The sequence below is a fragment of the Massilia sp. P1_C10 genome, assembly GCF_056406475.1.
The window spans coordinates 131,099-145,106 of record NZ_JBFUAC010000004.1; the positions used below are offsets into that span (position 1 = coordinate 131,099).

14 protein-coding genes are annotated in these 14,008 nt (G+C 63.7%); 5 read left to right on the plus strand and 9 right to left on the minus strand.

Annotation, left to right across the window (positions count from 1 at the left end):
• Window positions 1-74: 74 nt before the first annotated feature.
• Complete coding sequence (locus AC1D02_RS10630; RefSeq protein ID WP_477316518.1) at window positions 75-977, plus strand: LysR substrate-binding domain-containing protein; 903 nt, start codon at window positions 75-77, stop codon at window positions 975-977.
• Window positions 978-1,020: 43 nt separating this feature from the next.
• On the opposite strand, the gene AC1D02_RS10635 is transcribed toward AC1D02_RS10630, so the two are convergent.
• Window positions 1,021-2,535, minus strand: coding sequence for a peptide MFS transporter (locus AC1D02_RS10635; protein ID WP_477316520.1), 1,515 nt, complete (start codon window positions 2,533-2,535; stop codon window positions 1,021-1,023).
• Between the two features lie 277 nt (window positions 2,536-2,812).
• Here AC1D02_RS10635 and ppnN point away from each other — a divergent pair, with 277 nt between their 5' ends.
• Window positions 2,813-4,186 (plus strand): nucleotide 5'-monophosphate nucleosidase PpnN, encoded by a 1,374-nt coding sequence (ppnN, locus tag AC1D02_RS10640; protein WP_477316522.1) that lies wholly within the window; start codon window positions 2,813-2,815, stop codon window positions 4,184-4,186.
• 81 nt (window positions 4,187-4,267) lie between these two features.
• The gene (locus AC1D02_RS10645; protein WP_477316524.1) at window positions 4,268-4,564 is read left to right on the plus strand and encodes a hypothetical protein; all 297 of its coding nucleotides are present in this window, start codon (window positions 4,268-4,270) and stop codon (window positions 4,562-4,564) included.
• Window positions 4,565-4,609: 45 nt separating this feature from the next.
• Here AC1D02_RS10645 and lysS read toward each other — a convergent pair whose 3' ends face one another.
• The 3 genes from lysS to prfB all read right to left on the minus strand — a co-directional run bounded on the left by lysS (window position 4,610) and on the right by prfB (window position 7,943).
• Complete coding sequence (lysS, locus tag AC1D02_RS10650; protein WP_477316526.1) at window positions 4,610-6,142, minus strand: lysine--tRNA ligase; 1,533 nt, start codon at window positions 6,140-6,142, stop codon at window positions 4,610-4,612.
• A 27-nt stretch (window positions 6,143-6,169) separates the two neighbouring features.
• Window positions 6,170-6,835, minus strand: coding sequence for an HAD family hydrolase (locus AC1D02_RS10655; protein ID WP_477316528.1), 666 nt, complete (start codon window positions 6,833-6,835; stop codon window positions 6,170-6,172).
• A 3-nt stretch (window positions 6,836-6,838) separates the two neighbouring features.
• Window positions 6,839-7,943 (minus strand): peptide chain release factor 2 gene (prfB, locus tag AC1D02_RS10660; RefSeq protein WP_477316530.1). Its coding sequence is split into 2 segments (ribosomal slippage): window positions 6,839-7,861 and window positions 7,863-7,943, totalling 1,104 coding nucleotides; the frame shifts between segments, so codons are not numbered across the junction.
• Window positions 7,944-8,070: 127 nt separating this feature from the next.
• Here prfB and AC1D02_RS10665 point away from each other — a divergent pair.
• Entirely contained in the window at window positions 8,071-10,074 is a 2,004-nt protein-coding gene (locus tag AC1D02_RS10665; protein WP_477316532.1) for a bifunctional 2',3'-cyclic-nucleotide 2'-phosphodiesterase/3'-nucleotidase, read from the plus strand.
• A 40-nt stretch (window positions 10,075-10,114) separates the two neighbouring features.
• Here AC1D02_RS10665 and AC1D02_RS10670 read toward each other — a convergent pair whose 3' ends face one another.
• From AC1D02_RS10670 to AC1D02_RS10680, 3 genes are read right to left on the minus strand one after another with little or no spacing between them, the layout of a single operon-like run.
• The gene (locus tag AC1D02_RS10670; RefSeq protein ID WP_477316534.1) at window positions 10,115-10,435 is read right to left on the minus strand and encodes a DUF2288 domain-containing protein; all 321 of its coding nucleotides are present in this window, start codon (window positions 10,433-10,435) and stop codon (window positions 10,115-10,117) included.
• 17 nt (window positions 10,436-10,452) lie between these two features.
• Window positions 10,453-11,139, minus strand: coding sequence for an RES family NAD+ phosphorylase (locus AC1D02_RS10675; protein ID WP_477316536.1), 687 nt, complete (start codon window positions 11,137-11,139; stop codon window positions 10,453-10,455).
• Window positions 11,136-11,573, minus strand: a complete 438-nt coding sequence (locus AC1D02_RS10680; protein WP_477316538.1) for an antitoxin Xre/MbcA/ParS toxin-binding domain-containing protein — start codon at window positions 11,571-11,573, stop codon at window positions 11,136-11,138. Before AC1D02_RS10680 ends, AC1D02_RS10675 begins: the two co-directional genes overlap by 4 nt.
• A 119-nt stretch (window positions 11,574-11,692) precedes the next feature.
• Here AC1D02_RS10680 and AC1D02_RS10685 point away from each other — a divergent pair, with 119 nt between their 5' ends.
• Window positions 11,693-12,151, plus strand: coding sequence for a YybH family protein (locus AC1D02_RS10685; RefSeq protein ID WP_477316540.1), 459 nt, complete (start codon window positions 11,693-11,695; stop codon window positions 12,149-12,151).
• On the opposite strand, the gene AC1D02_RS10690 is transcribed toward AC1D02_RS10685, so the two are convergent.
• Window positions 12,148-13,185 (minus strand): hypothetical protein, encoded by a 1,038-nt coding sequence (locus AC1D02_RS10690; protein ID WP_477316542.1) that lies wholly within the window; start codon window positions 13,183-13,185, stop codon window positions 12,148-12,150. The two genes, AC1D02_RS10685 and AC1D02_RS10690, sit on opposite strands and share 4 nt — an antisense overlap.
• Entirely contained in the window at window positions 13,182-13,979 is a 798-nt protein-coding gene (locus AC1D02_RS10695) for a hypothetical protein (RefSeq protein WP_477316544.1), read from the minus strand. The genes AC1D02_RS10690 and AC1D02_RS10695 overlap by 4 nt, the downstream gene beginning before the upstream one ends.
• Window positions 13,980-14,008: the final 29 nt, after the last annotated feature.

Here is a 14,008-nt window from a genome sequence, read left to right on the forward strand (position 1 = left end):
CTACCTATAGCGCTTTGGCATCAACCGAGAAAAATTTACGCTATGACTAAGAAAAACTTATGCATGGAGGCGAAATGAAGCCTTTGCGCAGCCTCGGAGGCCTGATCGATTTCGATTGCGCCGCCCGCTGGGGCAGTTTCAAGCTGGCGGCCCAGGAGCTGCACAAGACGCCGGCGGCGGTCAGCCAGGCGGTCAAGCACCTCGAGGAGACGGTGGGCTTCGCGCTGTTCATCCGTCATCCGCGCCACATCACGCTGACCGAAAAGGGCCAGGAGCTGGCGGTCGCGGTGCACCGCGTGCTGGGCGACCTGCGCGCCAAGATCGGCGCGCTGCAGGGCGGCGACGAGGAGGCGATCCTGCGCATCTCGACCACCCATTCGTTCGCGATCAAGTGGCTGGTGCCGCGCATGCACCGCTTCACCAAGCTGTATCCCGAGCTCGATATCCGCATCGACTCGAACGACGCCCCGGTGGACCTGGAGGACGACAGCATGGACGTGGCGGTGCGCTACGGGCCGGTGACCGATGGCGACCCGGCGCTGCTGTTTCGCGAGCGCCTGATCGCTGTCTATAGCCCGGACCTGCTGGCGCCCGGCCAGTCCGAACTGACCCTGGCCGATTTGCCCAACTTCCCGCTGCTGTACGAGAAGACCCCTGAGTCGTGGCTGCAGCTGCTGAACGAGAACAAGGCGCTGAAGGGGAACTACGATTTCTCGCGCGGCTACAGCCATTGGGGCGTGCTGGCGCAAGCGGCGGTGGCCGGGCAGGGCATCGCGCTGGTGGCGTACGGAATCGCGTTCCAGGACATCCTCAAGGGATCGCTCAGGCAGATCAACTGCCGCAGCGCGCCTTTCGGCAGCGGCTACCGCTTCCTGGTCAATCGCAGTAAGGAGAACATGCCGAAGGTGCAGCGTTTCCGCGCCTGGCTGGTGGGGGAGATGGATGATATGCGACGCGCGCTGGCGCAGTCGATGTAGGGAAGATGGGGCGGGTGCGCGGCACCCGACCCCGAAACAACGATTACTTCACGCCGTGCATCAGCTTCTGGATCAACGGAGCCAGGACGAACAGCAGCACGCCGCCGGCCATCAGCGACCAGAACCCGAAGGTGTAGCCGCTCAGCGCGGAGGTCACCGACATGCCCGCTTCACCCGACACGTGGCTGGCGAAAATGCCCGACAGGTTGTTGCCGATGCCGGTCGAGAGGAACCAGCCGCCCATGCCCAGGCCAACCAGGCGGGTAGGCGCCAGCTTGGTGGTCATCGACAGGCCGATCGGCGATAGACACAGCTCACCGATCGACTGGATCCAGTACACCGCGAACAGCGTCCAGAACGGGATCTTGTTGATGGTCGGGTCGACCAAGTACGACAGCGCGTACATCAGCAGGCCGAAGGCGAGGCCGTTGAAGAGGATGCCGAGGCCGAATTTGCGCGGGATCGACGGATTGACGTTGCGCTTGCCCATCGCGACCCACACCCAGGCGATGATCGGTGCGCAGACGATGATGGCCACCGAGTTCACGCTCTGGAACCAGGCGGTCGGGAACTCGGTCATGCCGAGCGCGCCGGCGCGGTTGACGATGTTCTCGGCCAGGAAGGTGAACGAGCTGCCTGCCTGTTCGAAGAACATCCAGAACAGGATGTTGAAGGCGAAGATGATCAGCAGGGCGATGGTCTTGTCGCGCGCGACCTTACCGTCGCGGATACCTTCGATCATCAGCATCAGGACCAGCACCAGGAACAGGATCGACAGCACGATCTGCAGGTTGGCGGCGCCGGCCTTGAGCAGGAAGTACACGACCGGGATCACGGCAACGGCGCCGATGGCGACGTACACCATGCGCATCGGGTTCTGGGCATCGGCTTCAGGAGCGCCGATGCCTTTGAGGGCCTGGCGGCCGATGGCGAACCACACCAGCGAGATCAGCATGCCGATACCGGATGCGATGAATACGATCTTGTAAGCGGGGACGTCGTTGACGCTGAAGACCTTCTGCGCCAGGACCTGGGTCAGGATCGGTGCGAGAAATGCGCCGGCGTTGATGCCCATGTAGAAAATCGTGAAGCCGCTGTCGCGACGGGTGTCGTTCAGCGAGTACAGCTTGCCGACCATGGTCGAGATGTTCGGCTTGAACATGCCGTTACCGACGATGATGGTGGCCAGGCCGATCTTGAAGATGTCCGGATTCGGGATCGAGATGGCGAACAGGCCAGCGGCCATGAAGGTCGCGCCGATCAGGATCGAACGCTGGTAGCCGATGACTTTGTCGGCGACGTAGCCGCCGAACACCGCGCCGGCGTACACCAGCGCGAGGTAGGAACCGTAGGTCAGGTTAGCGTCAGCCTGGCCGGCGGCCGCGCCGGCGTGGAATTGCGTAACGATGTAGAGCACCAGTGCCCACCGGATGCCGTAGAACGCGAAACGCTCCCAGAATTCGGTCATGAACAACATCCACAGCGGACTTGGGTGACCCAGGATCTGCTTGAATTCCGGTATTACGACTTGCTGGCCAGGTGTAGCTGCACCGCTCATGCGGGTTTCTCCCGAATATAGTTATGAATGGATAAATCATATGGAAAATGCAGCGCATTGCGCAGGGACCGATGTGATTCCTGAACCCGCCGCCGATTCCAATAGGGCTGCATTCTAATGTAAATCTCGCACCATCAGCGAATTTTTGCCGGATGTGTTATTTAGGCGGCATTTGGCACGGCGCACTGCGGCGAGATTCTGCAACCCGCACCTCTGCGAGATGTCGTATATTGGCATTGCAGGCTCGATTTCACAGAATCAGAAAAGGAAGTGCACCATGGACCACCACGACGTTGTCGACACCCTGATTTCGCCGGAAGGCCGGCTGGAAGTTTTGTCCAAAGCGGAAGTCGCCAAACTGCTCGATACCAGCCAGGGCGGCCTGTATCAGATCTTCCGCAATTGCGCGCTCGCGGTCCTGAACTGCGGCAGCTCGATCGACGACGGCAAGGAACTGCTGGAGCGTTATAAATCGTTCGATATCAGCATCGTCCAGCGCGAGCGCGGGATCAAGCTCGATATCAAAAGTGCACCGGCGATCGCGTTCGTCGATGGCAAAATGATCAAGGGGATTCACGAGCACCTGTTCGCGGTGCTGCGCGATATTGTCTTCGTCAGCAATGAGGTGACCGACAATCCGAATTTCGACATGAGCCGCTCCGACGGCATTACCGATTCGGTGTTCCATATCCTGCGCAATGCGAATGTGCTGAAGCCCCAGCGCAATCCGAACCTGGTGGTGTGCTGGGGCGGCCATTCGATCAACCGCGTCGAATACAATTATTCGAAGGAAGTCGGCTACCAAATGGGGCTGCGCGACCTGGACATCTGCACCGGCTGCGGCCCGGGCGCGATGAAAGGGCCGATGAAGGGCGCCACCATCGGGCACGCCAAGCAGCGGCTGACCGGCGGACGCTATCTCGGGATTTCGGAGCCGGGCATTATCGCGGCCGAATCGCCGAATCCGATCGTCAACGACCTGGTGATCATGCCGGATATCGAAAAGCGGCTGGAAGCGTTCGTCCGCACTGGCCACGGGATTATCGTGTTTCCGGGCGGCGCCGGCACGGCGGAGGAGATTCTTTACATCCTCGGCATCCTGCTGCATCCGGATAACGCGGAGATTCCATATCCCCTGATTTTCACCGGACCTGAAACCGCGCGGGATTATTTCAGGCAGATCGATTCGTTCATCGGCACCACGCTGGGCGCCGAGGCGCAGAAGCGCTACAAAATCATCGTCGACGATCCGGAAGCGGTGGCGCGCGAAATGCAAATGGCGATCAAGGAAGTGCGCGAATTCCGCAAATCGCGCAGCGACGCGTATTACTTCAACTGGCTGCTGAAAATCGACCAGGAATTCCAGCGCCCGTTCAAGCCGACGCACGAAAACATGCGCAGCCTGAGCCTGCACAAGAATCAGGAAACGCACCTGCTGGCGGCCAATCTGCGGCGCGCTTTTTCAGGCGTGGTGGCCGGGAACGTCAAGGACGAGGGTATTCGGGCGATCGAGAAATACGGCCATTTCGAGATTCATGGCGACCCGTCCATCATGGGTCCGATGGACGCGCTGCTGTCCTCGTTCGTCGCGCAAAGCCGGATGAAACTGCCGGGCAAGACGTATGTTCCGTGCTATCGGGTGATTCAGTAGGTTTGCTGAGATGGCAAAACGGTCAGCGCGGTTCAATCCTGCGGCCGTTGACGCCATGTTCGCGCGGCGCGAACATAAGGAATGAACCACGATTCCTGTTCGTTTGAAGATGAGTTGGCGACGTTGAAGGTCGACGTGGCCGTCATGCGTTCGAACTATGCGACGAAATCGGACTTGCAGGACTTGCGTCTCGAGCAAAAATCAGGCTTTCAAGACCTTCGCGCCGAGCACAAGTCTGATTATCATGAGCTTAAACTGCACATCGAACGTGTTCGAGTCGAGCTGCACAATGCGCTTCGCGCGCAGACTTGGAGGGTGGTCGGACTCGTTGGCGCGTTGCTTGCCGCCAGCCACGTCGCGACGCGCTTCGGCTACTAACCAAAACCGGGGTCAGGTCCGCAGGACCAGACCCCTACACTATGCTTAGTCTTCCTTGCGCAGGTGCGGGAACAGGATCACGTCGCGGATGTTCGGCGAATCGGTGATCAGCATCATCAGCCGGTCGATGCCGATGCCGCAGCCGCCGGCCGGCGGCATGCCGTATTCCAGCGCGCGGATGTAGTCGGCGTCGTAGTACATCGCCTCTTCATCGCCCGCATCCTTGGCCGCGACCTGCGCCAGGAAACGCGCCGACTGGTCTTCCGCATCGTTCAGCTCCGAGAAACCGTTGGCGATCTCGCGGCCGACGATGAACAGCTCGAAGCGCTCGGTGATCCCAGGCTCGGTATCCGATGCGCGCGCCAGCGGCGACACTTCGGCCGGGTAGTCGATGATGAAGGTCGGCTCCCACAGCTGCGCTTCGGCGGTCTCTTCGAACAGCGACAGCTGCAGCGAACCGAGGCCCGACGTGGCGAACGGCTTGACGCCGAACTTGAGCAGCTCCGCTTTCAGGAACTCCATGTCGTGCAGCTGCTCGTTGGTGTAGTGCGGCGCGAACTTGTTGATCGCCTGGACGATCGTCATGCGGTGGAACGGCTTGGTCAGGTCCAGTTCGCGGCCGCCGTAGGTCAGCATCGCGGTGCCGTGCGCGTCGATCGCGGCCTGGCGGATCACCGCTTCGGTGAAGTTCATGATCCACTGGTAGTCGGTGTACGCCGCATAGAATTCCATCATCGTGAATTCTGGATTGTGGCGCGGCGAGACCCCTTCATTGCGGAAGTTGCGGTTCACCTCGAACACGCGGTCGAAGCCGCCGACCACCAGGCGCTTGAGGTACAGCTCCGGCGCGATGCGCAGGAACATCTCCATGTCGAGCGCGTTGTGGTGCGTGATGAACGGCTTGGCCGCCGCGCCGCCAGGGATCGTGTGCAGCATCGGCGTTTCGACTTCCATGAAGTCGTTCTTCTCCATGAAGCGGCGGATCGACGACATCGCGGCGGTGCGCGCCTTGAAGACGCGGCGCGTGTCTTCGCTCATGATCAGGTCGACGTAACGCTGGCGGTACTTGGTTTCCTGGTCGGCCAGGCCGTGGAACTTGTCCGGCAGCGGGCGCAGCGATTTGGTGATCAGGCGCAGCGTGGTGACCTTGACGGTCAGTTCGTCGGTCTTGGTCTTGAACAGCGTGCCCTCGACGCCCAGGATGTCGCCCAGGTCGTAGTGGTGCAGCGCTTCCATCGCTTCGGCGCCGGTCAGGTCGAGCGTGGCGTAGATCTGGATGCGGCCGTCGGCGCGCGCGCCCGACGAGTCCTGCAGCGTCGCAAAGGCGGCCTTCTTGCCCGCTTCGCGCTTGAGCATCATGCGGCCGGCGAGGACGACGGCGACCGGATTGGCTTCGAGTTCTTCGCGCGACTTGGCGCCGAATTCCGCGTGCAGCTCGGACGCCTTGTGCTGCGGGCGGAAGTCGTTCGGGAAGGCGACGCCCTTGTCGCGCAAGGTCGCCAGCTTGGCACGGCGCTCGGCCATGATCTTGTTCTCGTCAGCCGGCTGGGCGGCTTGGTCCTGGATATCCGTAGTCATAATTAATATTGTTTTGGTGTTGGTTGGTCAGGCTGCAAACAGCGCGTCGATGTCGAGCGCGGAAAAGTCGCTGGCAATGGCGATGACGTTGTCGAATTGGGCGAACGCTTCGGCCGGCAAAGTGGTGGTCAGCACCACGCAGCGCATGCGCGCGCGGCGCGCCGCCTCCACGCCCAACGGCGCGTCTTCGAACACGATGCAGTCGGCAGGCGCCACGCCGCAGCGTTCGGCCGCGAGCAGGAAGCCATCGGGATTCGGCTTGCCGCGCGCGACATCGGCCGCGCCGACGATCACGTCGAAGTGGCGGCGCAGGTCGAGCCCATCGAGCGTGAACTCGATGTTGGCAGTCGGCGCCGCGGTCGCCACCGCCAGCACGACGCCTTGCCGCTTCGCGCGCGCGATCAGGTCGTCGAAGCCGCCGACGGTCTTGCGATGCGGGCCATACAGCTCGCGATAGACCGATTCCTTCTCCTGGTTCAGCGTAACGACTTCATGGTCTTCGAGGTGCTCGCCCATGTGGGCGCGGATGATTTCCTTGCCCTGGCGGCCGGCGGTGGTGCGGAAAAATTCCTCCGCGTCGATCGACATGCCGCGCTGCTCGAAGAAGGTGATCCACGACTTCGTGTGGAACGCCATGTTGTCGACGATGGTGCCATCCATGTCGAAAATGAATGCGCTTTTTTCGGTTGCCATCGCTTATACGCCTTGCTTGAGGGAGGCCGAGATGAAGTCGTCCAGGTCGCCGTCCAGCACGTTCTTGGTATTGCCGGTCTCGAAGTTGGTGCGCAGGTCCTTGATGCGGGACTGGTCCAGCACGTAAGAGCGGATCTGGTGGCCCCAGCCCACGTCGGTCTTCGAGTCTTCCAGCTTCTGCTGCTCGCTCATGCGCTTGCGCAGTTCGGCCTCGTACAACTTCGCCTTCAGCATCTCCATCGCTTCGGCGCGGTTGCGGTGCTGGCTGCGGTCGTTCTGGCACTGCACCACGATACCGGTCGGGCCGTGCGTCAGGCGAACTGCCGAATCGGTCTTGTTAATGTGCTGGCCGCCGGCGCCCGACGCGCGGTAGGTGTCGACGCGGATGTCGGCCGGGTTGATGTCGATCTCGATCGAGTCGTCCACCTCCGGGTACACGAACAGGCTGGTGAACGAGGTGTGGCGGCCGTTGGCCGAATCGAACGGCGACTTGCGGACCAGGCGGTGCACGCCGGTTTCGGTGCGCAGGTGGCCATAGGCGTACTCGCCCTCGACTTTCAGCGTGGCGGTCTTGATGCCCGCGACTTCGCCGTCGGACTGCTCGAGAATCTCGACCTTGAAGCCCTTGCGCTCGCAATAGCGCAGGTACTGGCGCAGCAGCATCGAGGCCCAGTCCTGGGCTTCGGTGCCGCCGGCGCCGGCCTGGATGTCGATGAAGCAGTTGTTGGCGTCGAGCTGGCCGCTGAACATGCGGCGGAATTCCATGCCTTCGACGACTTTCAGGATGGCGTCGGCGTCGGCGATGACCGCTTCCAGCGTGTCGTCGTCGTTTTCCTCGCGCGCCATCTCGAACAGGTCGTTCGCGTCCTTCAGGTCCGCGTCGGCCTTGATCAGCGTGTGCACGACGCCTTCCAGCGCCTTTTTCTCTTTGCCGAGGTCCTGGGCGCGCTTCGGATCGTTCCAGACGGTCGGATCTTCGAGTTCTTCGTTTACCTGCTCGAGCTTCTCTGACTTCTTATCGAAGTCAAAGATACCTCCGAAGTTCGGCTTCACGACTGGTCAAGTCGTTCAGCAGGGCGGAAAGGGCGTTGATGCGTTCAGCTTCCATGATCGTGTCGGTCTTCTAGAATTGGTTGAATCGAACCTTCGATTATACCCCACCGCGCGCGCGGCGCCTTGATCGCGGCACGGGCGTTACCGTATGATGTTTGCGATCTGACCATCCGGGCCGCCCCATGAAACTTCGCTTCGCTTATCAAACCTGCATCGTATTGACGCCGCTGCTGCTCGCGGGCTGCGCCACGGTGCAGTCGCCTTCGGTTCCCGCCGGCGCGACCGCCACGCTGGCGGTGCTGGAAACCACCGACGTCCACTCCAACGTGCTTGGATACGATTATTACAAGCTGGCGCCGGATCCGTCGTTCGGCCTCGATCGCACCGCCACGCTGATCCGGAAGGCGCGCGCCGAATTCCCGAACACCCTGCTGCTCGATAACGGCGACACCATCCAGGGCACCGCGCTGGCCGATTACCAGGCGCTGGTGGCGCCGCTGGCGTGCTCCGAAACGCTTGCGGTCTACAAGGTGATGAACAAGCTTGGCATGGAAGGCGGGGGAATCGGCAACCACGAATTCAACTACGGCCTGGGCTACCTGAGCCAGGTGACCGGCAGCCAGTTCGACGTGGAGGGCGTCGATCCCGCCAAACCGCGCTGCGCCGGTCCGGCGTTCCCGCAGGTGCTGGCGAACGTCTACAGCACCAAAACGCGCAGGCAGCTGTTTGCACCGTACCGCATCATCGCCAAGCAGGTCAGCGCGCTGGACGCCAACGGCAAGCCAATCAGCGCCACCGTCAAGGTGGGCATCATCGGCTTCACGCCGCCGACCATCGTCGCCTGGGACAAGCGCTGGCTGGACGGGAAGGTATATACGGAAGGAATCCGCGAGACGGCGATGAAGTACATCCCGCAGATGCGTGCCGAGGGCGCCGACCTTGTCATCGCGATCTCTCACGGCGGGCTCGATAACAGCCCGTACACGCCGGACATCGAGAACGGCAATTGGCACCTGTCGCAGGTTCCCGGCATCGACGCGATGCTGATCGGGCACTCGCATCAGATTTTCCCGAACGCTTCCAGCGCGGTCGCCCAGTTCAACCTGCCGGGAGTGGACAAGGCGAAGGGGCTGGTCAACGGCGTGCCGACCACCATGGCGAACCTGTGGGGCAAGCACCTGGGCGTGATCGGGCTGCATTTGAAATACGACGGCGCGCGCTGGACGGTGGACAAGGGGCAGACCACGGTCGAGGCGCGCAGCGCGCAATCCGCGGCGCCGGATCCGGAGATCGCCGCGCTGGTAGCAAACGAACACCAGGCCACGATCGCGTACGTGAAGACGCCAGTCGGCGCCAGCGCGTTTCGCATGTCGAGCTATTTCGCGGACGTCGGCGACGAGTCGGCGATTGCGCCGGTCAATCACGCGCAGGCCGATTACGTGTCGAAGTATGTGCAGGCGAACCTGCCGCAGTACGCGAAGCTGCCGGTGCTGTCGATGGCGTCCGCGTTCAAGAGCGGCTCGGCCGGCGTCAGCGACTATACCGACGTGAAGGCGGGCAGTCTGGCGCTGAACAATGCGGCGGACCTGTATCTGTATCCGAACACGCTGTACGCGGTGAAGGTCGACGGCGCGGGACTGAAGGCCTGGCTGGAGCATGGAGCCGGGCGCTTCAACACCATCGACCCGTCGAAGGCGGCGCCGCAGGAGCTGGTCAACCCGTCCTTCCCGAGCTATAACTTTGACACCATCACGTCGGACGATTTCAGCTACGAGATCGACATCACCCAGCCGCCGGGCAAGCGGGTCGGCAAGCTGGCGTACCGCGGCAAGCCGGTCGCAGCGTCGCAGGAGTTCATCGTCGCCACCAATAACTACCGGGCCAGCGGCGGCGGTGGATTTCCCGGACTGGACGGCAGCAAGACCGTGCTGGCGTCGCCGGACACCAACCGCGAGGTGCTGATCAACTGGATCAAGGCGTCGAAGCAGCTGTCGTTTGCCGCGCACGGGGCGCAGCGCAGCTGGCGCTTCGCGAAAGTGAAGACGGCCGGGCCGGTGGTGTTCCATTCGGCGCCGGGGATGCTGGACGTGGCGCGCCAGGCAGGACTGGACAATGTGTCTCTGTTGAAGGCGGATGACGGCGGCGGTAAAGGCTACGCGCTGTACGCGGTGGATATCTCGCGCTAGCGGGAACCCCGGGGTCAGGTCGCCGGCCTGACCCCATCCTTCAGTTGAGTTTCTTGCGCTCCTGCTGAACCAGGATGAACGGGTGCACCACCGACGTCCACAGCTCGGCCTGCGCATCGCTCCACGCGAGCGCCTGTTCATCGGTCACCTTGCCAATCTTCCCATCCTGCATCCAGCTTGCGATGCTGTCCTTGTCGTCGTGCGAGATGCGCACCGCGACGTCGATCAGGTCGAGGTCCGGGCTGACGAACACCACCGATCCCTGGGCGAAGTGGCGCAGCAGTTCAGCCCAGGGCAGGCGCGCGGTTTCGCTATTGATTTTTTGGTGCAGTTCGATGTCTTTGTCTGGATTGGTCTTCATGGCGCTGGATGTAAAAGTCAGATGGACTCGACGACCGGAGTCGGCGAACCCGCCCATGTTAACCGATAGGCGCGTCCCTTGCGCACATTGCCCACCAGCGCGGGCCGGAAGCACGCCAGGCAGGTGCCGCCGGCGCGCCGCACGCTGGGATAAATCACGCCCATCGAGCCCGCTTTGAGCAGTTCCTCGGCCAGCGCCTGCGAGGCGATGTAGCTGTCGGGCGCCAGCGTGTTCCTGAAATTGCGCGCGCCGCGCAGGTCGTGGAAAGTGCTGGTGAAATCGGCCAGCATGGTCTGGTAGCTGACGCTGTCGTCGAAGCGGTCGATCTCCTGGTACTCGACGGTCTTGTGGAAGGTGATCTCGGCCAGCGCGGTTTCGGGCTCGAACGCGCAATACCAGGCGCCGCGTTCGCCGTCGTTGAAGCGGCTGCCTTCGGGACGGGGATAGGTGTAGGCGGCGTTGATGATGCGGAAATTGGGCACGCCGAATACCAGTTCGTCGACGCCGATGCCGGGCAGGCCGCCGTACTCGCCGCGCAGCCGCTCGTTGGTGGCGTTATCGAGCTCGAACAGGTCGCGCAGCATGTCGCTGTCCTCGGCCAGCGGCGCCAGCACCGAGTCCTCGACGTCGGCAAAGCGCGACGGGATCAGCCGGCAGGTGTCGAACTGGCGCAGCGGGGTGACCGGCAGGATGGCCAAGGTCACAGGCCCCCGCGGCGTGCGTCGAGCAGCTTGCGTACCGTCTGCATCGCCAACAGGCCGCCGGCCAGCATCTGCGACAGCGGTGTGCGGCCGCCGAACACCGGATTCTTGTTGGGCAGCGCCACCCATTCGTCGGCCAGCTTGTCGCCGTACAGGATGTGCAGCGCTTTGTAGATGCCGAGCAGGTAGGAGATGCGCGTGATGCGGTCGACTTCCAGCACGCGGTCGGGATTCTTCTTCCACTCGTAGAAGGCCGATGAGGACAGGCCGCCGAGCAGTTCGCGGGCATCCTCGTCGCGCAGCTTCCAGGCCGCGGCGAGCTTGAAGAAGCCCTTCAGCGCGGACTTGGACAGGCGCTCGCGCTCGGCCCGGGCATTCAGGTCGACCAGCACGGCGGGTTCGAATCGGCTCTTCGGGTAGGCGTAGGCTAGGTTCATGATGGCTCCGTTTGTGGAGTAGTTATACTCCTTTTCTGATTGACGCGCAAGCGACTCATGTTGTCGTCCGGACATCTCTATGCCAGAATGGCCGCACGTTTTTCACCCCGGGAGCGACGATGACCTTGAAATCCACGAGCGCGGGCATCGTGCTGGCCTGGTTTGCCGCGGGCGCCTGCGCGGCGGCGCCGACCAATGCGGAATTGAAGCAGCAGGTGACCGATACCGAGCGCGCCTTCGCCGCCTCGATGAAGGCGCGCGACCATGCGGCGTTCAGCAGCTTCCTGTCGGACGAGGCGGTGTTCTTCAACGATCCGGAGCCGCCGATGCGAGGCAAGGAGGCGGTAGCCAAGGGATGGAAGCGCTTTTTCGACAAGCCGGCGGCGCCGTTTTCGTGGGAGCCCGACCAGGTCGAGGTGCTCGCGTCCGGGAAGCTGGCGATCAGCGGGGGACCGGTGTACGACCAGGGCGGCAAGCTGGTGGCGCGATTCAGCTCGATCTGGCGGCTGGAGGCGCCGGGACGGTGGCGCATCGTGTTCGACCGCGGCAACGACGTCTGCGACTGCAAGAAGCCCTAGTCGCGGGCGGCCTGGTGTGCCGCGGGCAGGAGATCGGCCATGAAGTCGCGCGCGGCCCGTTCGAGCGCGCTCCACTGGCACACCGATTCGGCCGGGCCGAGCGTGCGTTCGAGCCATCGCCCATCGGCCAGCTCGGCGTCCGAGGAGTCGACGGCCACCTGCGTCATGCCGGCGCCGAAGCGGGTCCACGCGGTCCTCAGCTTTTCCAGCGTTTCGATCGCATCGGCCAGCGCCGGCCCGATCCAGGCGCCTTCGTCGAGGAGGGCGTCGAAGGCGCGCAGTTGCAGCTCGACGCAGTGCTCGCGCTGCATCGCCGCGGCGCGATCCCTTTGCATCGCATGGAGCCGCGACAGCACTGCCTGTTTGCGATGGGCGTTGAACAGGCCGAGGCGGGCGAGTTGGCGTTCGAGCCGGCTGACGCGCTCGTGCGCCCCGGTCACAGCATCCTGGCGGTGCAGCAGCATTTCACCGACCCGCACGCTGGCGTCGGACAAGGCGCGATTGGTCTCCAGCAGCGCCACCCTGGCGTCGGTGAGGCCATCGAGCAACGGCGCGACCCGGCGCCTGGCCTGGTCCGCGATGGCGGCGAGCAGGCGCAGGTGGCTGCGGATATCGGCGGCGCCGGTGTGCGGGGTGGTCATGCGCTGAAACACCGACGCCGTCATTCCGGCAGCCTCCTGCAGCCCGCCGGTCCACCAGATCACCGCGGCATATGGCGCCTCGGGCGCCAGGTCGCCGGACAGGATGGCTGGCTGATCGCGCAGCTGCTGCCGCACCGTGGCGGGCGAACCGAAGGCGATCGCTGCGTCACGGATGTTGTCGAGCACCCGGCCGGCGCCGTCTTCGCCCACCGTTGACGGCTGCAGCTCCCTCGCGAGGGAAATCCAGGTCTGCAGATGGCGCCACGAGGCGCTCGCGAAGACCAGCGCGTAGCCGTCGCGGCGGCGTTCGAGCGCCGCATTCGGCACCGCGACCGCATGCGCCGCCGATATGGTCGCCGCGGCGACCGCGCTCGATTCCTGCATGTACGTCATCCTTGCCTCCGTGTGAAACCATCGTCGTCGTAGCCGAGCGAAGCGGCAAAGCGCCCGCACGCCTCGCCGACCGATTTCCACGCCGCGATCGCGCGGCGCGACCTGGCCGGATCGAGGAAGGGCTGGCTGCCGACGTGCGCCTCCGTGATGCGATTGCCCAGGATGACCATGTGGGAGTTCACTTCGACCCATGCCGCCTCCAGCAACAGCAATCGGTCGACGATGCCGGCCACCGCCCTTGCCACGCGCGGAATCGGCACGCCGAAGTCGAGATCCTGGCTGCAGCGCCGGATGCTGTCCTCGAGCCGTTTGAATTTTTCGATCAGCATGTCGACTTCCGCCGCCATCGCTTTCGCCAGCGGCACCGGGCCGACGGCGCGGTCGTACAGCCAGGCGGAGAGGACGGCGGCCTGCTCCCTGGCCGGGACCTCCGGCAGGTTGCGCAGTACGCTCTCGAGGCCGTTCGCAAGCATGCCGGCGGCGTCGGAGACGCGCTTGGCCAGCCAGGCGGTATGTGCTACGACGCCGGCCGGCGCGTCCCACGCGTCGAGCAGCGACGGCGTCTCGCGCAGCGCGGCGCGGATTGTGCCCGGATGACCGCATTGCTCCGCCGCGGCGAGCACCAAAGTCATCGTCGCGGAGCCGTGCGCCGCCGCCGGCAGCGCGCCTGCGGCGTTGACGAACGCCAGCAGCTCGTGCCAGCCTTCGCAGGACATCGCGAACCGGGCCGGATGACCGGCCGGGACGTATGCGAGCATCCCCGCCGGCGGACCGATCGAGGGTGGTGCGGGCATCGCGGCGGCGTTCAAGGATGTGGCCTCAT